Source organism: Sabulicella glaciei, from assembly GCF_026183895.1.
GTDB classification, from domain to species: Bacteria; Pseudomonadota; Alphaproteobacteria; order Acetobacterales; family Acetobacteraceae; genus Roseococcus; species Roseococcus glaciei.
The window spans coordinates 1-19,996 of record NZ_JAPFQI010000028.1; the positions used below are offsets into that span (position 1 = coordinate 1).

Annotated in this window: 17 protein-coding genes and 1 rRNA gene; 4 read left to right on the forward strand and 14 right to left on the reverse strand. The window is 69.5% G+C overall.

Annotated elements, in window-relative coordinates:
• The 11 genes from OF850_RS21380 to OF850_RS21430 all read right to left on the reverse strand — a co-directional run.
• Positions 1-111, reverse strand: a 16S ribosomal RNA gene (locus OF850_RS21380); the annotation flags it as partial.
• Positions 112-889: 778 nt separating this feature from the next.
• On the reverse strand, positions 890-3,331 hold the full coding sequence (locus OF850_RS21385) for a helicase-related protein (protein WP_301592361.1): 2,442 nt from the start codon (positions 3,329-3,331) through the stop codon (positions 890-892).
• Between the two features lie 224 nt (positions 3,332-3,555).
• On the reverse strand, positions 3,556-4,461 hold the full coding sequence (locus OF850_RS21390; RefSeq protein ID WP_301592362.1) for an NAD(P)-dependent oxidoreductase: 906 nt from the start codon (positions 4,459-4,461) through the stop codon (positions 3,556-3,558).
• Positions 4,462-4,466: 5 nt separating this feature from the next.
• On the reverse strand, positions 4,467-4,868 hold the full coding sequence (locus OF850_RS21395) for a carboxymuconolactone decarboxylase family protein (RefSeq protein ID WP_301592147.1): 402 nt from the start codon (positions 4,866-4,868) through the stop codon (positions 4,467-4,469).
• 79 nt (positions 4,869-4,947) lie between these two features.
• Positions 4,948-5,886: a diguanylate cyclase gene (locus OF850_RS21400; protein ID WP_301592363.1), complete on the reverse strand. Its 939-nt coding sequence runs from the start codon at positions 5,884-5,886 to the stop codon at positions 4,948-4,950.
• Entirely contained in the window at positions 5,883-8,741 is a 2,859-nt protein-coding gene (locus OF850_RS21405; protein WP_301592364.1) for a hybrid sensor histidine kinase/response regulator, read from the reverse strand. Before OF850_RS21405 ends, OF850_RS21400 begins: the two co-directional genes overlap by 4 nt.
• Positions 8,741-9,166 (reverse strand): hypothetical protein, encoded by a 426-nt coding sequence (locus OF850_RS21410; RefSeq protein ID WP_301592365.1) that lies wholly within the window; start codon positions 9,164-9,166, stop codon positions 8,741-8,743. Before OF850_RS21410 ends, OF850_RS21405 begins: the two co-directional genes overlap by 1 nt.
• A 232-nt stretch (positions 9,167-9,398) precedes the next feature.
• A complete protein-coding gene (locus OF850_RS21415) occupies positions 9,399-10,394 on the reverse strand; it encodes a Bug family tripartite tricarboxylate transporter substrate binding protein (RefSeq protein WP_301592366.1) in 996 nt (331 codons plus the stop codon).
• Between the two features lie 131 nt (positions 10,395-10,525).
• Entirely contained in the window at positions 10,526-11,797 is a 1,272-nt protein-coding gene (locus OF850_RS21420; protein WP_301592367.1) for an aminopeptidase, read from the reverse strand.
• 76 nt (positions 11,798-11,873) lie between these two features.
• Complete coding sequence (locus OF850_RS21425) at positions 11,874-11,996, reverse strand: hypothetical protein (protein WP_301592368.1); 123 nt, start codon at positions 11,994-11,996, stop codon at positions 11,874-11,876.
• Between the two features lie 84 nt (positions 11,997-12,080).
• On the reverse strand, positions 12,081-13,652 hold the full coding sequence (locus OF850_RS21430) for a winged helix-turn-helix domain-containing protein (protein WP_301592369.1): 1,572 nt from the start codon (positions 13,650-13,652) through the stop codon (positions 12,081-12,083).
• Positions 13,653-13,824: 172 nt separating this feature from the next.
• Between OF850_RS21430 and OF850_RS21435 the strand changes: the two genes are divergently transcribed.
• From OF850_RS21435 to OF850_RS21445, 3 genes are all read left to right on the forward strand, one after another.
• Positions 13,825-14,250, forward strand: coding sequence for a heme-copper oxidase family protein (locus tag OF850_RS21435; RefSeq protein ID WP_301592370.1), 426 nt, complete (start codon positions 13,825-13,827; stop codon positions 14,248-14,250).
• Positions 14,247-14,408, forward strand: coding sequence for a hypothetical protein (locus tag OF850_RS21440; RefSeq protein ID WP_301592371.1), 162 nt, complete (start codon positions 14,247-14,249; stop codon positions 14,406-14,408). Before OF850_RS21435 ends, OF850_RS21440 begins: the two co-directional genes overlap by 4 nt.
• Before the next feature lie 201 nt (positions 14,409-14,609).
• A complete protein-coding gene (locus OF850_RS21445) occupies positions 14,610-15,035 on the forward strand; it encodes a DUF6525 family protein (RefSeq protein ID WP_301592372.1) in 426 nt (141 codons plus the stop codon).
• Positions 15,036-15,170: 135 nt separating this feature from the next.
• Here OF850_RS21445 and OF850_RS21450 read toward each other — a convergent pair whose 3' ends face one another.
• Complete coding sequence (locus tag OF850_RS21450) at positions 15,171-15,647, reverse strand: DUF2214 domain-containing protein (RefSeq protein WP_301592373.1); 477 nt, start codon at positions 15,645-15,647, stop codon at positions 15,171-15,173.
• 5 nt (positions 15,648-15,652) lie between these two features.
• A complete protein-coding gene (locus OF850_RS21455; protein WP_301592374.1) occupies positions 15,653-16,027 on the reverse strand; it encodes a DUF6152 family protein in 375 nt (124 codons plus the stop codon).
• Positions 16,028-16,355: 328 nt separating this feature from the next.
• Between OF850_RS21455 and OF850_RS21460 the strand changes: the two genes are divergently transcribed.
• On the forward strand, positions 16,356-18,089 hold the full coding sequence (locus tag OF850_RS21460) for a di-heme-cytochrome C peroxidase (RefSeq protein ID WP_302474543.1): 1,734 nt from the start codon (positions 16,356-16,358) through the stop codon (positions 18,087-18,089).
• Positions 18,090-18,127: 38 nt separating this feature from the next.
• On the opposite strand, the gene OF850_RS21465 is transcribed toward OF850_RS21460, so the two are convergent.
• Complete coding sequence (locus OF850_RS21465; protein WP_301592375.1) at positions 18,128-19,885, reverse strand: flavin-containing monooxygenase; 1,758 nt, start codon at positions 19,883-19,885, stop codon at positions 18,128-18,130.
• Positions 19,886-19,996 lie beyond the last annotated feature (111 nt).

Consider the following 19,996-nt stretch of genomic DNA (forward strand, 5'->3'; position numbering starts at 1 on the left):
TCCTACGCGTTACTCACCCGTCCGCCACTGACCCCGAAAGGCCCGTGCGACTTGCATGTGTTAAGCATTCCGCCAGCGTTCGCTCTGAGCCAGGATCAAACTCTCAGGTTCATCATCTGCCATCCAACCCGAAGACCGGACAGCTTCGATGCCTTATCGAGCAAGTTCCGCTCACCATTCTCGATGCGAAGCACTCACTGCCGGACACCACCGCAACCAGCTTACGCCAGCACGTCAGCATCCAAGCGCAAGCGCTTCTTGCTTCCAAAAGACAGATACACTTGTCAAACAGCTTCCCGACCGCGCCAAAGCGCCAATACGGCGCCCCAAACGACCAGACACTCCACGCTTCCGCAGAGCGAGACACCATGCGCCCGAAAGCACAGGATCTGGAACCCCGCAGCCAGATGAACCTTCAACTCAGAAACCGGGAGGAACCCGAGGGCGCCTCAACCAGATCCGAAGGAGCATCCACTCCGCTGCGGAAGACTTGATATAGCGCGTTGCCGCACCAGCTTCAAGCCTTTTTTTTCAACCTCGAAGAAATTCGTCACTCGCGCCTAGTGGCCGAGGCCGACCTTCAAGAAAACCACCTTTCGGTGAGAAGAGAACATAAGCATCGCTCAACCGCCCTGCAAGACTGGGTCATCCAGATCTCGATGACGAGAGCCACGTTTTCTTCCAGGGACTGGAATGGCACCTTGCGGTCCCAGCTTCAAGTCCCCTTACCTATTTCCAAATCAAATATCGCAACACCGGGAGGGACGCTTGGTCTTCAAAAGCCCTTGCCCCGCGGTGGAGCGGGTATCTAGCTGAGCGTCCCCCCCTGTTCAAGGGCTCCCGCACCACTTTTCGCACTCGGCTTTGAGCTGGCCGTCGGAGGCAAGCGCTATCCTTGCCGGCGCGGCTTGGCGCTGCGCTGGCGCGGCGGGTTTCCCTTGCGCGGCTTGCCCGGTGGCCCCGCAGGCTTGCCCGCACCGAGCGTCCGTTCCGAGGGGCGAGCCGCCAGCACATCCTCGATCCAATCATTGAGACGGCGGCTCTCGGCAAGGGCGGAATCAAGGTCCCGGTAAACTTCGGGGAAGCGCATGGCCAGCCAGCGCCACGCCACCAGGCGTCGGTGAAGGCGCTCCGCCGATTGCAGCGCATCCTGGCTCGCCCGATCCGGCGGAGGCAGCCGCCCAGCGCGCGGCGGCGCGACCGCCAGGCCCATGGCATGCTCCACCGCCCAATCCGTCAGCCGTGAGATCCCCTCGTCCCGCTCATCCACCGGGCACATCGCATAGGTCCAGCGATCCAGCAGGGTGAGTTCCCGCACCCCGTCCACCGCCTCCGCGATGGCGATCTGCGTCGAAAGGTCGCCCAGGCGGTAATTCGGGTCGTCCCGACGCAGCACCGAGCGTTCGATCCGGCGCAGCGTGCCGAACAGGCTCTCCGTGCCGATTTCGGCCGCCACGGCCGCCACGATATCCGCATCGGGCGCGACGGGCGGGCGTAGATCCTCCGGCGTGGCGGCAGGGGCCGTGAGCGCATGCGCAATCTCCCTGGGATCGCCCCCGCCGGCCAGCACCGCCACGATGCCCTCGGCATGCGCGCCGCCGAAACGTCCGGCGCGCCCGCCGATCTGCTTGATCTCCTGCACCGAGAGCGGGCGTTCCTGCTCCCCGTCGAACTTGCGCAGGGAGGAGAAAACGACGCGCCGCAGCGGACCGATGTTGAGGCCCATGCCGATGGCATCCGTCGCCACCAGCACCTCGGCCTCGCCCTCGCGGAAGCGGCGGGCTTCCGCGCGGCGGACGGTCGGGCCCAGCGCGCCATACACCACGGCCACGCTCCGCCCGCGCCGCAGCAGCTCGGCCCGGATCTCGAACACGGACCGGCGGGAGAAGGCAATCACCGCGTCGCCGCGCCCGATATCGCCCAGCGGCACCGGGGAACGCGCGGCGACCAGCGGCCCCATGCGCTCCAGCCGCACTTCCTCCAGCGGGTCGTCGCAAAGCTGCGCGATGCGGCGGACCATCGACGCGGCATCCGGCGCCCCCAGGATGATCACGGTGCGCGCCGGCACGCCCATGATCGCGGCGGTCCAGGCCGGCCCGCGCTCCGGATCGGCCAGCATCTGCGCCTCGTCGATGACCGCGACGTCCATCGGCGTGTGGAACGGGCACATCTCCACCGTCGCCGCGGTGTGGCGGCTGCCCGGCACGGGGATTCGCTCCTCCCCGGTCGAGAGGGCAGTGCGGATGCCCTGCCCTTCCAGCGCCTCGCGATACTCATGGGCCAGGAGGCGCAGCGGACCTAGCACGACACCGCTTTCGGCCTGGGCGAGCCGGGACAGGCCGAAATAGGTCTTGCCCGAGTTGGTCGGGCCAAGGCAGGCGACCAGCCGCCGGTTCAAGGACCGCGCCGTGGCGAAATGCGCGGCATAGCGGTCGAGCCCGGCGACGCGGGCGACCGCCGCGTTGCTGGACCCCCTCCCCTCGTCCCGGGGCTCGCGCCGCGCCACGCTCCGGTGCCCGCCATCGCCGCGCCGCCAGCCCGGCACGGCCCCGCACAGCTTTTCGAGTTCCGCCGGGTCGAACTCGGCCTCCCGCGTCGTCCGGCTGCCGCGCCGGACCGTCACGCGGCGCGCGACCGGCACCAGCCCCGCGCGGATCCAGCGCTCCGCTTCCTCGCGCGTGCAGCCCAGCAGGGCGGGCACGGCGTCGGCATCCACCAGCGAGGCCTCCCAGGCCCTTAGCCGGCGCTCCTCGACCGCGCGGGTTTCCTTTGCGGCGCGGGCCGCGACGCGGCGCTCCTTCCGGCGCCGCTCCTCCGTTTCCAGAGCCTGGCGGCGGAAGGCGGCGGCATCGGCGGGTGGCAGGGCGAAGGCCTCGGCCACCAGGGCGGCGCAGTGGCCGACCGCGTCCAGCTTCGCCTCCCCTGTGGCGCCCTTCGGCAGATCGTCCAGCGCGGCGGCCAGGGCCGCTGCCGGCGAGCCATATCCCCCCAGGCGCGCCAGCACGGTCTCGCGCAGGGCCGAGAGCAGTTCGGCATCCCCGGCCGCCGGATCGGCGACCGCCGTGACCGCGAGGTCGAGATCCACCGCGCTCACCGGCAGCGCGCCGGCCCCCTGATGAAGCACGGACAAGCGTCCGCGCCAGCCAGCGCGCCGGATCTGGAGCAACGCGCGGCGCAAGGTGCCCTCCGTGGCCGGCGGCTGGCCACCGAGCGCCAGCAGCAGCGGCTCGACCTCCGCCGGTGCGATCGCCAGCCCTGCGGAACGGGCCGCGTCCTGCAACGCCCGCGCAGTGTCGTGGGGGGCTGCCTCTTCGTCCCCTGGCTCAGCCACGCCGGATCGCCTCGCCGCTTGGCCGGTTCACCCATGCGTCACGCCGCAGCCAACCGCACATCGCCGCTTTCCCCTGCGTCTCTTTGCCCGACCAGGAAAGCCTCACATGGGAAGCGTGGTTGCGTGGGGTCGCCTGCGGATAGCCCTTGGCAGGAAGCGACAGGAGCAATGAGGCTCTGCCTCAGCACCGTTGGGCCTTCACCCAGCGGCCCGGCGATGCCGGCTTATCCCTCCTTGTTGCCGCCAAGCGTCGTGGCACTCAACTGCTCCGACAGCTTCGCTACCGCGGTGTGGTCGGCCCCCGGGCCGAGCAGAGCGGCCGCCGCCGCCCACATCTCGCGGCAAAGCGCGGAAAAGGGCGTCGGCGTCGTCGTCTCGCGCCCCACTTCCAGCGCGATGGACAGATCCTTGACCATGAGGTCGAGGCCAAACCCCGCGTCGAAGCGGCGGGACAGCACGTACTCCTTGAACTTCTTCTGGGTGGAATTGTTCATGCCCGTGCTGGCGTTCAGCACGTCCACCATCTTCGCCGGGTCCAGGCCGAAGCGCTGGCCGATCAGCAGCGCCTCGATCCCGATCAGGAAGCCGCCCGCCGAAACCAGGTTGTTCAGCGCCTTCATCGCCTGGCCGGCGCCGATCGGCCCGCAGCGATGGATGGAGGTGCCCATCGCCTTCAACACCGGCTCGGCACGGTCGAGATCGGCCTCCGCCCCACCGGCCATGATGGCCAACTGGCCGGACTTTGCGCGCGGCACGCCGCCCGAAACCGGACAGTCGATCATCGCGACGCCCTTCTCCGCCAGGGCCGCTGCGATCTCCCGCGTGCGTCCCGGCTGGCCGGAGGTCATGTCGATGACGATCATCCCGCTTCGGAGCGAAGCGCCCATCGCCTCGACCGCCTCGGCCACCTGCTTGCTGGTGGGGACGATGGTGATGACGCAATCCGCGCCCGCGGCCGCCTCTGCCGGATTCGCGGCGGCGCGGCCCCCGGCCTCGGCGGCGAAGGCCTCGGCACGGCCGGGAACGACGTCGCAGACCGTGACGTCGAAGCCGGCCTTCAGCAGGTTGGCCGCCATCGGCCATCCCATGTTGCCGATGCCGGCGAAGGCGATGCTCTTGATGGCGGCCATGTCGCTCACTTCTTGGGTTGGATGGCGCCTTCGGCGAGGAGCACTTCGTGGGCGGCCTTGAAGGCGTCCAGCGCCGCGGGGATGCCGCAATAGGCGGCGGCGTGCGACAGCGTCGCCTTGATCTCGTCCACCGAAACGCCGTTGTTCAGCGCGCCCTTCACGTGCAGCTTCACCTCCGGGATCTTGCCCAGCGCCGTCAGCATGGCGAGGTTGATGATCGAGCGCGTCTTGCGGTCCAGCGTCGGGTCGCCCCACGCCATCCCCCACGCCCAGGAGGTGGTGATGCGCTGGAAGGCCATCATGAAGTCGTCGGCCTTGCCCAGCGAGGCGTCCACGTACTCCGCCCCCAGCACCTCCCGCCGGATCGGCAGACCCTTCTCGAACAGCGCGTCGTCCTCGCCACCCATCGCCCTCTCCCTTCATCCTGCTGGCAGGACAGCACGGTCACCCGCGAACGCCACAGGGTCAAGCCAAGGAGGGGGAGGCCTACGCGGCGTGCAGCTCCTGCAGTTCCGCCCTGCCGAAGATGCGGCCCGCGACGCCGTTCCGTCCCGCCTTCTTGGCGATGTAGAGCTGCTCGTCGGCGGCCTTGATCCAGCTCATCGGATCGGCGCCGTTGAAGCAGGTAGCCGTGGCCACGCCGACGCTGACGGTCACGTGGGGTGCGGCCTCCGACTGGCTGTGCGGGATCCCGAGCGCCCGCACCCGCTCGCGGATGTTGCTCGCGACCTCCATGGCTTCGTCGTGGCTCGTCTCGGGCAGCAGGCAGGCGAACTCTTCGCCACCATAGCGGACAGCGAGATCCGCGGCCCTGCGGACGGCGCGGGCCAGCGCGGCGCCGACCATCGCGATGCACCGGTCGCCCGCCGTGTGGCCGTAGCTGTCGTTGAAGCGCTTGAAGAAATCGATGTCGAGGATCAGGACGGACAGGTTCGCCTCGGTGCGCGCGAGCCTCATGACCTCCTGGTTGAGGATCGTCTCCATCTTGCGCCGGTTGCCCAGTCCGGTCAGCGCATCGGTGACGGCCAGCGCCGCAAGCTGGTCGCGCATCTGCTTCATCTCGAGATGATTGCGGACCCGCGCCTGCACGATGACCGGCGAGATGGGCTTGGTGACGTAGTCGATCGCCCCGATCTCGAGCCCCCGCACCTCGGCTTCCTGGTCGCCCAGGGCGGTGGTGAAGATGACCGGGATGTCGGCCAGCAGCGGGTCGGCCTTGATGCGCCGGCACACCTCGTAGCCATCCATGTCGGGCATCATCACGTCGAGCAACACGAGGTCGGGGGAGATGCTGCGCGCGACCTCCAGCGCCTCACGCCCCGACGTGGCGAAGCAGATCTCGTGCTGCTCCTCTAGCGCCGCGCTCAGAATCTCGATGTTCGAGACCTCGTCGTCAACGATCAGCACCACCGCACGCTTGCTCATTGAGCGGGCTCCCCTTGAACCACCGACACGGCCATCATTTCATCCAGCAACTTCACCGCACTGCCGAAATCGAGCGCTGCCACCGCTGCCTCGACGGGAAGGAGCTGATGCGCCTCCGCCGTCTCGCCGAGCGTCGCTTTCAGCGATGCCAAGGTGCCACGCGCCCGCAGGCTGCGCCGCGCCAACTGCTCCCTGAGTTCCGTGAGTTGCAAACCCACGGCCGCATAATCCAGTCGCTCCTGCTCCTGCCGGGACAACGCCTTGGGGGCGCTGGCCGGCTTCGCCGAAAGGGAACGCGCGGCGGCGATGGCGGGAGTCATCGCTGTCTCGACACGGCCGAGCAGCCCATCCAGTTCCTCGAACTCCTGTCGGACGAGCGCGTCCTCAAGCTGCCGCGCAGCCTCGAAGACGTCGCGCGCCTCCAAGGAGCCCGCGACGCCCTTGAGCGTGTGGGCCAGCCGCCGCGCCTCCTCCGTCGAACCCTCGTCCAGCAGCCGGCGCAGTTCCGCGGCGACGTCGGGGAACTTGTCGCCGAAATCGACGATCAGCTTGCACAGCAGCTTGCGCTTCCCGTTGACCCTGGCGAGCGCCCGATGCAGGTCGAAGGGCGGCAGGGCTTCCGGCAGTTCCTCCATCGGCGCGAGGGACAAGATGGCCGCAGATGCGGCACCGCCCTTGACCGGGTTCGCAGGCGGCTTCAGCCAGCGATTCAGCGTGGTCACCAGCAGTGCAGGATCGATCGGCTTGGCGAGGTGGTCGTTCATGCCCGCCTCGAAACAGCGCTGCCGCTCCTGCTCATAGGCATGGGCCGTCATGGCGAGGATCGGCAGGCGGTCGGCCGGCCAGAACTCCCGGATGCGCTGCGTCGCCTCGATGCCGTCCATCTCGGGCATTTGCACATCCATCAGGATGCCGTCATAGGCGGCGCCGGAATTGGCCAGCACCTTCTCGCAGGCGATGCGGCCATTCTCGGCCACCTCGACGACGAGGCCGGCGTCGTGAAGGATTTCCAGCGCGACCTCGCGGTTGATCTCGCTGTCCTCGACCAGCAGCACGCGGGCGCCGCGCAGCCGGGGCTCGACCATGGGCAGCGCGTCGGTGGTCGCTTCCTTCGGCTGGGCGGGCTGGGCGAGGCCGCTGGCCAGGTTGGCGATGGTGTCGAGCAGCACGCCGGCATCCACCGGCTTGACGAGAAAGGCGGCGACGCCCGAGGCGTCGGCCTCCATCATCGCTTCCTCGCGCGCATAGGCGCTCACCATCATCACGGTCGGAAGCTTCGCCAGCTTGGTGCTCTGGCGGATCTGCCGCGTGGCCGCCATCCCGTCCAGGCCGGGCATCTTCCAGTCCATTAGGACGAGGTCGTACGGGGCGCCCTGGGCCTCGGCATCGTGCATCGCGCTCAGCGCCTCGGCGGCCGAAGCCGCCAGATCGGCGTGCATGGACCAGGACGCGAAGATCTCCTGCAGGATCTCGCGGGAGGCGGCGTTGTCGTCCACCACCATCACCCGCAGGCGCTTCATCTCCTCCGACGGCACCCGCACCGGCGCGCCGCGGGCCTCGCCAATCCCCATCCGCACATTGAAGCGGAAGGTGCTGCCCTTCCCGGGCGTGCTTTCCACCTCGATGGTCCCGCCCATCAGGCCGACCAACTGGTGGCTGATCGCAAGCCCCAGCCCCGTCCCGCCGAACTTGCGCGTGGTGGAACTGTCGGCCTGGGAGAAGGAGCGGAACAGGTTTGCCTGCTGCTCCTTCGACATGCCGATGCCGCTGTCGCGGACGGAGACCTGCAGGAGCACCTCGGAACCCTGCCGCTCGGCGAGGCGCAGATCGGCGACCACTTGGCCACGCTCGGTGAACTTCACCGCATTGCTGACGAGGTTGAGCAGCACCTGGTTGAAGCGCATGGAGTCGCCGACCAGCACGCCAGGAAGCTCCGGGTCCACGTCCAGCCGAAGGTCGATGCCCTTTTCCAGCGCCTTCACCGCGACGATGCTCGACACGCTCTCCAGCGAGGCGCGGAGGTTGAAGGGCTCGCGCTCGAGGGTGAGCTTGCCGGCCTCGATCTTGGAAAAGTCGAGGATGTCGTTGATGAGGCCCAGCAGTGCGCTGCTGGCCGACTTGATCTTGAGGACGTAGTCCCTCTGCTTGGGCGCCAGTTCGGTCCGGAGCGCGAGATGGCTGAAGCCGAGAATGGCGTTCATCGGGGTGCGGATCTCGTGGCTCATATTGGCCAGGAACAGGCTCTTGGCTGCATTCGCTGCCCGGGCCTCCTCGGTCCGCTCCTCCACCCGGCGCTCGAGCGTCTCGTTGCTCTGGCGGATCTCGTCTCCCATCGCCTCGATGCGCTGGAAGCTCGACACCAGGGTGTTGCTGAACCAGACCAGCACGGCGCTCTGCAGGACGACGATCGCGGCATGGAGGAAGACCCGCTCCAGATCCGTGCCGTTCGGGAACACCGCCAGCGGGAACACGAAGTTGAGGGTCAGGTGATGCAGGGCGACGGAGGCCGCGCCGATCACGATGGCACGCCAGTCGCACCAGCCGATCAGCAGCGCCAGGCCGGCGAAGAAGTACATGTGCATGTCCATCTGCCAGGCGTTCCCTGCCAGCAGGTAGACCAGCAGCGCCGGCTGGGCCATCAGCGCGACCGCCGACAGGTAGCGCGTCACAGGCGCCGCCCCCCGCCTCCACCACGCAAGGTGGAGAATGGCCGCGAGTGCGCCGACGAACACCATGGGCGGCGCGAGGGGGCGTCCCATCGCATGGGCCGCCGCCCCCATCAGGGGAAGGTGCAGCCAGAGGAACAGGACAAGGAAGCGGGCGAAGCGCGTCCGCAGGCTTTCAAGTTCGAGCACTAGACGTCGTCTCTCTCTCGAGGGGTGGAGGAGCTTGCCGGCAGGCCGGAACAGCCGCGGGCCGAAGCAAGGTCAAGCACGAGCAAGGCCCCCGAGCGGTAAAGCGCGCTCACGAAGGCAGGGTCATCCGACTGCACCGTGACGAAATTGTGGAAGCCGCCGGTGGCGACCACCATTCCCCCTGCCCTTCCCACTCTTTCCGTCGATTGCAGGAGATCCTGCCAAGGCGGAAAGACCGCGACGAAGCGCGTCTGCCCCGCCTGTGGGAGCGCGCCGACGAAGAGCGAACCAAGGAGGGTGAACAGCAGCAGGCCCGCCGCGGCCAGAAGGTCCTTCGCGGTGCCTGAACCTCGTGGGTGTCGTGCTGACATGAGAAAACCCGTCCTGCGACCTTTCGGATGACCAACCACGAGCCTGGATTGCAAGCCGCATGCCTGATGCCGCCGAATTGGCCACCTCGCTGGGGCGTAGACTACCTCCCCACGAGTTCATGCGATATCAGCGATTCACCGGATTGACCTTCTGGGACTTGTTGGACGGATACTCCCTGCGCAGCCGCATGGGCCGCCTGGGTGCAACCACCACTCAGGCTTTTGTGGACAAGGCTTCACTCCGTGATCCAAGCGCCGGGAGGCGACTTGCCCGGCGCGTCGGCTTTCATTCGACCCTGGCGCCGGATGCGCGGATGAGCGGCGCGAAGGAGGCCTCGTTCGCCGCGCGGAAGCGCGCGAATTCCTCGGGCGTCGTGTACCAGGTCGACGCTCCATTCTCCTCGAAGCGGCGCTTCAGGTCGGGGCTTTCGAGCGACTGCTTGGTGAGGATGTTGATCCGCTCGACCAGAACGGGCGCCATCCCGGCTGGTCCCATCACGCCACCCCAGGAGGTGATCTCGAAATCCGGAAGGAACTCCGCCATCGCTGGCACGTCCGGAGCCTGCGCGCTGCGCTCGCGGCCCGTCACCGCCAGGGCGCGGACCTTGCCTTCCCGCGCCAGGGCCAGGCCCTGGGGGATGTTGTCGAAGATCATGTGCACGCGCCCTCCTTGCAGATCCACATGCGCCGGGGCGCCTCCCCGGTACGGCACATGCAGGATGTCCAGCCCCGCCATGGAGCGGAACATCTCGCCGGACAGGTGCACCGTCGTGCCCGAGCCGGAGGAAGCAAAGGCGTAGCGGCCCGGATTGGCGCGCAGCAGGGCGATCAGCTCGGGCACGGAGCGCGCGGGCACGTCGTTGTTGATCACCAGCAGGTTGGGCAATTGCCAAAGCCCGGAGATGAAGCTGAAGTCGCGCGCGGCGTTGAAGGGCAGGCGCCCATAGAGCGTCGGCGAGATGGCGAGAGGCGCGACGCTGGCCAGGCCGATGGCCGTGCCATCCGCGGGGGCATTGGCGATGACCTCGGTGCCGATATTGCCGCCGGAGCCGGAGCGGTTCTCGACCACGAATTGCTGACCCGTGATCTCGCTCATCTTCATGCACCAAAGGCGCGACAGAATGTCGGTCCCGCCGCCGGGCGGAAAGATGCCGATGAAGCGGACCGGTCCGGTGGGCCATTGCGCCTGGGCGGTGCCGATGGACGGCGCGGCCAGGGCTGCCAGTCCCAGGCCGAGGGTCGCGCGGCGCGTGAAGCCGGCGGCCCGATAGTCTTGTGTCATGCTTCCTCCCTGGCTCCGCGTCGAGGCGCAGCCAGGGTGAATGAACCGGCCCCGGTCCGGGGCCCGTCAAGGAAAATCGGCACCGCGCCGGGTCTGGTCGGCAGTGCCGAAAGGCCGCTCCGGTCCGGCGCTCAGCCTGCCGCGTCGGCCCATTCCCCGGCGCGCATGACCGGCTCGGCCACGCCCTGCGCGTCGATTCCGTCCACGTCCATCTCGGCCGAGCCAATCATCCAGTCCACGTGGATCAGGCTGCGATTGCCGCCGCGCGTGTCGAAATCCTCCTCGGTCAGCGTGTCGCCATCCACGAAGCACTTGCTGTAGGCCTGACCGAGGGCGATGTGGCTCGCCGCGTTCTCGTCGAACAGCGTGTTGAGGAACAGCAGCCCGCTGCGCGAGATGGGCGAGGAGGCCGGGACCAGCGCGACCTCGCCGAGGCGGCGGGCACCCTCGTCAGTGCCGATCATCCGCTCGAGCACCTCCTGGCCGGTGCTGGCCTTCGCCTCGACGATCACGCCGCCCTCGAAGCGGACCCGGATGTCGCGGATCAGCGTGCCCTGGAAGGAAAGCGGCTTCGTCGCGACGACATGGCCCTGGGTGCGCGCGGCGTGGGGGGTCGTGAAGACCTCCTCCGTCGGGATGTTGGGATTGCCGGTGATGCCGTTCTGCGCGGTCGAGGTTCCGCCCATCCAGGCATGGCCGTCCGCCAGCCCGACCGTGAGGTCCGTGCCGGGGCCGCGGAAGCGCAGGGCGGCGTAGCGGCGGGCGGTCAGCATCCGGCGGCGCGCCAGCAGCGCGGCATTGTGCTCGGCCCAGGCCGCGACGGGATCGGCGGCATCGGCGCGGGTCGCCGCAAAGATCGCGGACCAGAGCCGCGCCTCCGCCTCCGCGGCCGGCAGGTCGGGAAACATTGCCTGCGCCCAGGCCGGCGCCGCATAGGGAACCAGGGTCCAGTTGATCGCCGAGGCGGTGATGAGGTCGAGGGCCGGGCGATAGGCCTTGGCCCGCGCGCGGTTGGCCCGCGCCACCCGCTCCGCGTCCTGGCCGGCCAGCAGGCTCGGGTCCTCGCCCACGATCGCCAGGCGCGCCGCACCGCGGCGGAAGGCTTCCGCCATCCCCTCGAAGAGCCAAGCCGGTGCGTGATCGAAGCTTTCCTCGGAGCCGTGCTGGAAGCGGGACAGGGTCTGCCGGTCGTCGGACAGCAGCGTCGTCACCACCGTGGCCCCGGCCCGGTAGGCCGCGTCGGTGATCCGGCGCGCCAGGGGCAGCGCCTCCACCGACGCGGTCATCACGAGCTCCTGGCCGGGCTGGAGGTTCAGCCCGACGCGGACGGCGATGTCGGCGAGGCGGGCAAGCATGTCCTCATGGGTCGTATGAGGCAGGGAGGCGGGGGCGATCTGGTCCATCGGGCGCTCGCGATGCGGAAGGATGTCCGCGCGACACTAGGCCCTGCCGCCGCCTGAGCCAAACCCGTCCTAAGCATCACTGTGACGTGGGCTTCAGGCTGCGGAGACAGGCGACCATGTCGCGCGCATCCCGCGCCTCGACAGCCAGGTCGGGCATGGCGGTGGCAGCCGCCGCGGCCCTGGCGGACCAGTGCGTCACGCCCCGCATCCGGATCGCCGCCCGTCTCCTCGGCAGCGACGCTTTGCGCCTCGGCGATGCGCGGTTGGCCGGGACATCGCCGGCTCAGGCAAGCGACCGCGACGCCTCTTCGTGCACCTGTTCCATCGCCGCGAAGTCCTCGGCCAGGGCCGCATCCCCCGCCCGGTAGGCCGCGCCCTGCCGCTCGGGCGGCACCGGCGCCATCAGTGCAGGCCGCCGCGCCTCGGCCAAGGGCGCTCGGCGCACGAATTCGGCGAAGCGCTCGGCTGCGGCGTCGCGTTGACCGGTGCGATCAAGGGCCACCGCCAGGAGGCCGTGTCCGAAGGCCCAGTCCGGATGGCATTCCACCAGCGCGCGCAACACCGACACTGCCTCGGCCGCCCGGCCGGCATGCAGCAGGGCGCGCCCCAGTCCCTGAAGCCAGGTCCAGCGCCCCGGATCCTGCGGTCCGCTAAGCTCGGCCAGGCGGAACCACTCCAGCGACGCCTCCGTCTCCCCGAGGTACAGGTGGCTGAGGCCGATCTCGCGGCAGGTGGGCGGATCACCCGGGCAGCGTTCCAGCACCGCCCTGGCGGCGACGATCGCGTCGGCAAAGCGGCCCTGGATGCGCAGCACCACCGCGCGGACCTGCAAGGCGCCAAGATGCCCGGGATGCGCGGCCAGCGCCTTGTTGGCCAGGATCTCCGCCCGCGCCACCCGCGCGGGGCGCTCGGCTGGCGAGGTGTAGCCATTGGTGACCGCGGAGGCCTCGACCGTGGCCAGACCCGCCAGGGCCTGGGCATTGCCGGGATCGAGGGTCAATGCCCGTTCGTAGAGTTCCCGCGCGGCGGCTACCCCCTCGGCCGACATGCGGCTGGAGATGGCCGTCCCCTGGGCCCGCAGCGTCAGCGCCATCGGGTCGGCCAGCGTGCCGGCGCCGATCCGCTGCGCCTCCGCCAGCACCGCCTGCAACGCGACGAGCCGGGTGAGCCGCGCGACGATGACATCCTGCGCGACCAGCAGGTTCGCGTCGCGCGGCTGGTCGAAGCGCTCGGCCCAGACGTGGAGGTCGGCGCCGGCGTCGATCAGCTGGGCGTTGACCCGGATGCGGCTGGCATCCAGGGCGACGCTGCCTTCCAGGACGTAGCGCACCTGCAATTCCTCGCCGATCTGCCGCGTGCTGGCGGCACGGCCGCGATAGGCGCTGGCGCTGGTGCGCGACACGACAAGGCCGCCATGCAGGGCGCGGGACAGGTCGGTGGTGAGGCTGTCGGTCACGCCCTCGGCCAGGGCCTCGGCGGCCGGATCCACGCCGATGCTGAGGAAGCTCAGCACCGCCAGCGACAGGCGGACCGGCGCGGGCGCGGCCTGGGCATCGCGAAGGGGCAGCCCGAAGCGGTAGCCGCGGCCGGGCACGTTGATCACCGCGTCGCGCGCGTCGCCCAGGGCCCGCCGCACCGCGCCGATCTGCACGTGCAGGTTGTTCTCCTCCACGGCGAGGCCGGGCCAGGCGAGGGACATGAGCTCGTCCTTGCTCAGCAGCCGGCCATTGCTCAGCGCCAGTGCTGCCAGGAGGTCGAAGGCGCGGGCACCGAGTTCGATCGGTACGCCGTCCGCGTGCAGGCTGCGCCGCCGCGGGCACAGCACGAACCGACCGAAGACCAGCTCCTCGCTCACCGGTACAGGCCCTCCCTTGCCACCATGCTCGTCCCGATGGGTCCAGTCTCGGCCGGAGCCCCCATGATGCATAGGATTTTAGTTCGTTTCAGACCAGCACCAAAGACATCTAAGTCGATGATGCGGCATCAGCCCCGCCTTGCCGGCTGCCATGCCGGGTTGGAGACGGGAAATGTCAACGACGAGTGGACTGGTTCAACGCTACCTGATCGCGGCGGTGCTGGCCGGAAGCTGCGGCATGATGCTCGGCATCGGCATGGGAATCGCCCATGACTTCCGGCTGGTCCCGGTGCACGTGCATCTCAACCTCCTGGGCTGGGTGACCTTCGCCATCTACGGCCTGACCTATCACGCGCTGCCCGAGGCGGCGAAGCAGGGACTGGCGCGCGTGCAGTTCTGGCTGGCGGTGCCGGGGGTCGTGGTGTTTTGCGGCGGGCTGACGGCCCTGCGCCTGGATCACCCGGCCGGATTCCCGTTCACGGTGCTCGGCTCGTTCATGACCTTGGGTGGCATGCTGTGCTTCGGTGCCGTGCTGCTGCGCAGCTTCGCCAAGCCGCGCACCGTCCCCCAGGCCCTCCCGGCTGGGAGCGTGGCATGAGCCCGGCCGCCGACTACCCTGCCGCCGCGCCCTGGCTGACTTGGTGCCGCCGCACCCTCGAAAGCCTGCGCTGCCCGAAGCCCGAGGCCGAACCCACGCCCGAGCCGCGTCGGCTTCCCTGGTACGGCCAGGTAGACATGCCGACCACGCACGGTTGAGGGCGCGGCGCCCATCCAGCCGCCGAAGAAGCGGGGCGCGCCGGAGCCGGCGCGCCCCGGACCGGCCGGACCGATGAAAGTCCCGCCAAAGGGAGCCAGGGAGCAAAGCCCCCCTTCCCACGCAGCAGCGGCATGCGTGCCGAGCGCCAAGCGATTGGCCTCGTGGTTTTCCCGGCGCCTTCTCTCGGGTAGCAGACGCGCATGGACAACAGCACCGCGACCAAGCCCCGCAGCAAGCTGAAAGGTGACCCCTACCGGGCCTTCGAGGACCTGCCCGCCGAGGTGCGCCGGGCCCTGCAGGAGTCCCTGGTGGATTGGTGTCCCCTGCGCGCCCGGGAATGGCACCTGCATCTGCTGGGGAAGGAGCGGCTTCGCCCGGCCCAGGCGGCGTCCTTTCTCGTCCAGACCATTCGCCGGATGGATCACGCGGAAGTGGCCGCCTTCGCGAGGGCTTGGCCGAAAGGTGCCCAGGCCTATCCGCACCTCGCCGCCGGCGCGACCCTTCAGCGCTACGCGGGAACGGACGGCATCCCCGCGGCCCAGCCCGTTCACTTCGCCCCGACGCCGGCGCGGCCCAAGGCACGGGCCAAGCCCAAGCGCACCTCGGGCCGGCGTGCTCGGCGCTAGGTTCGAGCGGCAGCGGCCCGACCTCCTCGCCTCGCGGCGGTGCGGCGAGCGGTTGTGTCATTGGTGCGGCTACGATCTTCTGGCTGGGAAACCTGACGCAGCCGCGCTGTGTCGTGCTTGTCCCGGTGGCTCCTTTCATTCCAGGAACGCAATCCAGCGGCCGGCCAGCAGGGCGGAGATCCAGACCAGCAGTGACAAGCCGGCGGCGAAGCGCAGCGGCCGTCCGGTCCCCTCCCCGGCCAAGGCCCGCTTCCAGCCTGTGCCCAGGCGCAACGCCAGCACGTTCAGCAGCCCGGCCAGGATGAGGCCCAGCTTCACAAGGAAGGCTGGGTTCGCGACGTAGGCAGTCGGCCGCACGCTGAACAGCAGGAAGCCGGTCGCCAGCGCGAGGCCGAGCCCCGCCGCGGCCATCCGCACCAGAGGCGGACCCAGCACCGGCAAGGGCGTGTGCCGGAAGACCCCGAGCACCCGCAGATCCAGCGTGGCGATCGCGCCGATCAGCAGCCCGATCCCGAGGATGTGCGCCGCATTGACCAGCGGGTAGAGCACCTCCGACCGCCGTAGCGCCGCCGCGACCGGCCATCCCTCCAGCGCCTGGAGCAGTGGCTCCACGCGCGTCAGCCGCCCCCGATGCGCTCCGGATAGATGTCGAAGCGGCGCTCGCCGACCGTGATCCGCACCGCCTTCATGCGACGTTCGCCGCGGTTCCGCGAGCGGTTGCCAAGCGCGACGACACGGTCGCCCGGGCTGGCCACCCCTTCGACGAAGCCGGAGCGGCGCGTCAGGCTCGGGTTGCCCAGCTCCACCGTCCAGACGCCATCATCCGGCGTCTCGATCTGGAGAGTCGGATGGGGCGGCGCGATGGTGACCTGACGGATCGTGCCGGCGAGTTCCACCTGCTCGCCCTCGGCCCAGTTCCAGCCATGGTGCGCGTTCGCCGTCGTCGCGAGCGACGTCAGTGCCGTTCCCGCGAGGAATGCCCTTCTCCGCATCACTGCCTCCAATCCAGCAAAAGGTGGTTCTGACCCGATCCCGACTGTTCCGCCTATCCAGAACCGCAGCCGGCCCGACCTGAAGGTTGCAACGCGCGAGTTACGCCCGCGTCAGAACAGGCGCGATGCCGAAACAAAATCGCGTTGCGCGCGCCGCGAGATGCATGCCATCGTCTGAAGCACGGGGCAGAGCGCAAACGCGCGCAGGGGTAGAAAGCAAACGGCAGGCGCCATCCATCGGCCCTGCGGCGCTTGGTTCGTCCCAATTCATGGGCAGATCGCTGCTGTGCGGCCTGCCTGATGGCACGGCACGCGGGAGGACGGCAGCATGGGCAAGCGCATTTCTTTGGCCGCGGCGGCCGCGCTCGTTCTCACGGGACTGGGCTGCGCCAGCTATCTGCCCGAACGGGAGATGCCGGACAGCGTCGTCCCGGCAGCCGGACAGAACTGGACGGACGAGCAGCGCAGCTGGTTCCACCACACGTCGCAGGGCACGAAGCTGATGCCCTATGCGTGGTTCCTGGCGCTGGAGCAGCCCTTCCTGAGCTGGCCCTCCGCCGCGCCGCCCTTCGCCTCCCCCGCCTACATGGCGCGTTTCGGCTTCTTGCCTTCGCCTCGCTCCGCCATCAACCCGGACGGGCTGCCCGTCGGCTTCGCGCGCGACGAATTCGGCGTGCAGGAAGGGTCGGAGGAGCCAGAGGTGGTGGTCGGCCTCACCTGCGCCGCCTGCCACACGGGCCAGATCGAGTATGGCCGCCGTGCCGTGCGGATCGAGGGCGGTCCCTCCATGGCCGATGTCGGCGCCTTCCAGGACCAGATCGGCGTCGCGCTGTTCCTGACCTACGGGTCCGAGCCGCGCTTCGCGCGCTTCGCCCAGAGCGTGCTCGCGCGCAACGGCCAGCCGAACACGGAGGAGACGCGCGCGGCGCTGCATCGCCGCCTCGGCCTCGCGCTCGATCGCGGGCGCACGGAGGCGGGGTTGGCGGATCGGCGGCGCCTCTACCCGGTGACCGAGGGGTTCGGGCGGCTCGACGCGTTGGGTCGCGGCGCCAACTTCGTCTTCGCCACGCTGCCGAACATGCCGAACAACCTCGCGGTCGCCGATGCGCCGGTCAGCTATCCCGGGCTCTGGGACGCGCCCTGGTTCGACTGGGTGCAGTACAACGGCGCGATCCGGCAGCCGATGGGCCGCAACGTCGCGGAAGCGATGGGCGTGCGGGCCATCGTCAAGCCGACCGGCGGCCCGGCCGAGCCGATCCATCGCAGCTCCGTCCGCGTGCAGAACATCTACGACATGGAGACGATGCTCGCCGGCCCTGCGCCCGGGCTAGGGCTGCGCGCGCCGGCCTGGCCCGAGGATCTGCTCGGCCCCATCGACCGGGCGGCGGCGGAGCGTGGCCGCGTCCAGTTCGCGCAGCTTTGCGCCGGCTGCCATCAGCCCTGGGACCCGGCCGCCCAGGGCGCGGGGATACCGCGCATCACCATGGTGCCGCTCGACCGCATCGGCACGGACCCACGCGCGGCGATGAACTTCGTCAACCGCACCGCCACCCTGCCGAATGGCCGCCGCGTTTCCGCGGCCCAGGGCCTGCAGGAGGCGACGACGGATGTCATCAACGCCTTCTACGACGCCAACAACGTGCCTGAGCGTGGAAGCTGGGTCGATGCGGCGGGCAATGTCCGTCCCGGCCGGCTGGAGATGAACGGCAACCGCCCCAATGAATGGCGCGCGCCGGCGGCCTATCGCGCCCGGCCGCTGAACGGCATCTGGGCGACGGCGCCCTACCTGCACAATGGCGCGGTGCCGAACCTCTACCAGATGCTGCTACCCGCCGAGCGGCGCGACGCCGTCTTCCATGTCGGCAGCCGGCAGTTCGACCCGCGCAATGTCGGCTTCGTTGCTGCAGAAAGCCGCGGCACCTTCCGCTTCGACACCAGCCTGCCCGGCAATTCCAACCGCGGTCACGAGTTCCGCAACGGCCCGCTCGGCAATGGCACGATCGGGCCGGAGCTGAGCGATCAGCAGCGCCGCGACATCGTCGAGTACCTCAAGACGCTTTGAGCATCAGGGGCTCTGCCGGAACCCCGGCGGGGCTCCGCTCAGGAGGCGATGCCGAGCTCCCGCGCCTTGATCTGCAGCGCGAGCACCTTCGAGTAGATGCGGCACTGCGCCAGCCCTCCCGCATGGAACCACAGGCCCGGCTGGCCGGTGGGGCGCCACATGCCGTGCAGCTCGCCCTCCTCGTCGAAGCCCCAGACGCGGCCTATCCGGTCCGCCACCGCATCGCCCAGGATCCGCCGCGCCGCCGCCGCCTGGCCCTCGTAGCCAGTGGCTAGCACGATCAGGTCGGCGGGCCGCACCGAGCCGTCCTTCATGGTGGCTCCCTCGGGCCCAAAACGGTCGATCTCCGCGTATTGGATCAGCCCGACACGGCCATCCACGACCAACTGGGAACAGCCGGCGTCGAAGTAATAGCCGCCGCCGCGGCTTTGATACATGACCTGCCAGCCGGTGCCGTCCTCCCCGGAGGTCAGGCGGAAGCCCCGCCGCTCCAGTCCCTCCAGCAGCGCGCGGTCTGCCTCGCGGTTCCTTGCCGTCATCATCTGGTGCGCGCGGCGCAGGACCGGGAACGGGAAGGAGGTGGCGAGCACGTCCTTGTCTTCGAAGGAGATGTCCTCGTCATAGAGCGCGTAGGGCGCCTGCGCCTCCTTCAGGCTGACGACGAGTGTGGGACTACGCTGGACCAGCGTGACCTCCGTCGCTCCTGATACCGAGAGATCCTGCGCCACGTCATGGCCCGACGTACCAGTGCCAACCACCAGCGCGCGCTTTCCCTTCCAGTCCAGCCCGCTGCCATAGCCGCCGGAATGCCGCACTGCGCCGCGGAACTCCTCAAGGCCTGGCAGGTCTGGCATGACCGGCGTGGTGCTGACGCCGTTGGCAAAGACGATGTGGCGCGGCCGCATGCGGCGCTCGCCGCCATCCGCGCGCCGCAGCAGCACATCCCAGCAGCCGGCTTCCTCGTCCCAGGTCCCGCTCGCAAGCTCGGTCCCGGTCCAGACGTTGAGCTCCATCGCCTCGGCGTAGATCTCGAACCAGTTGGCCAGCATGTCCTTGGGAATGAAGACCGGCCAGGAGCGTGGGAAGGGCATGTAGGGCAGGTGGTTGACGCGCGTCTCGTTGTGCAGCGTCAGCGCGTGGTAGCGACGGCGCCAGCTGTCGCCGATCCGCGCCTCCCGGTCCACGACCAGCGTGTCCACGCCAAGCTGGGTCAGCCGGGCCGCAACGGACAGCCCGGCCTGCGCCGCGCCCACCACCAGCACGGCCGGATCGCGGTCGGCATAGGCGCGCGCCCTCTCGCGCCGGTCGAGCCAGTTCTCGCCGCCGAAGTTGCGCTTCCAGTCCACATCCTGCCAGCGCTGGCCATTGGCCGGGTCCTCGTGGCCGCGGATCTCATCCAGCGCGGTCATCAGGGTCCAGGCGCGTGGCTTTCCACCTTCATGGACCAGGCGCACCACGCCGTGGCACGGGCCGACCGAGGTTTCGAAGGTGAAGATCGCCTCGACCGCCTCCGTGCCCGCGCGGCTCACGCGCCGTGGCGGCGTGCGACCCTGCGCAAGCTTCATCTCGCGCGGCGCCATGCGTCCGAGCGCCGGCACCATCCGTTCCGCGATGGATGCGGCACCCGAAACCGTGTGCAGGTCCCAGGCGAAGGCCAGGATGTCGCGCCAGTGGCATTCTTCGGCGAAGAGCGCCGCGAGGCGCGCGGCCTCGCCGGACGCCAATGCTGCCTCGAAATCGCCGAGCCAGGTGGTGGCTGCCGCCTTCTCCGAAGCGTCGGTCAGGATTCCGTCCATGGCGCCGTTCCCCTTTTCCGACTCATCGCCGGCCCGCCCGGGTGCCGTCAAGGCGCGGTCTTTCCCGCGCCCGGCGGTGCTCCGGGCACCAGTGACGGGAGGGCTGGGACC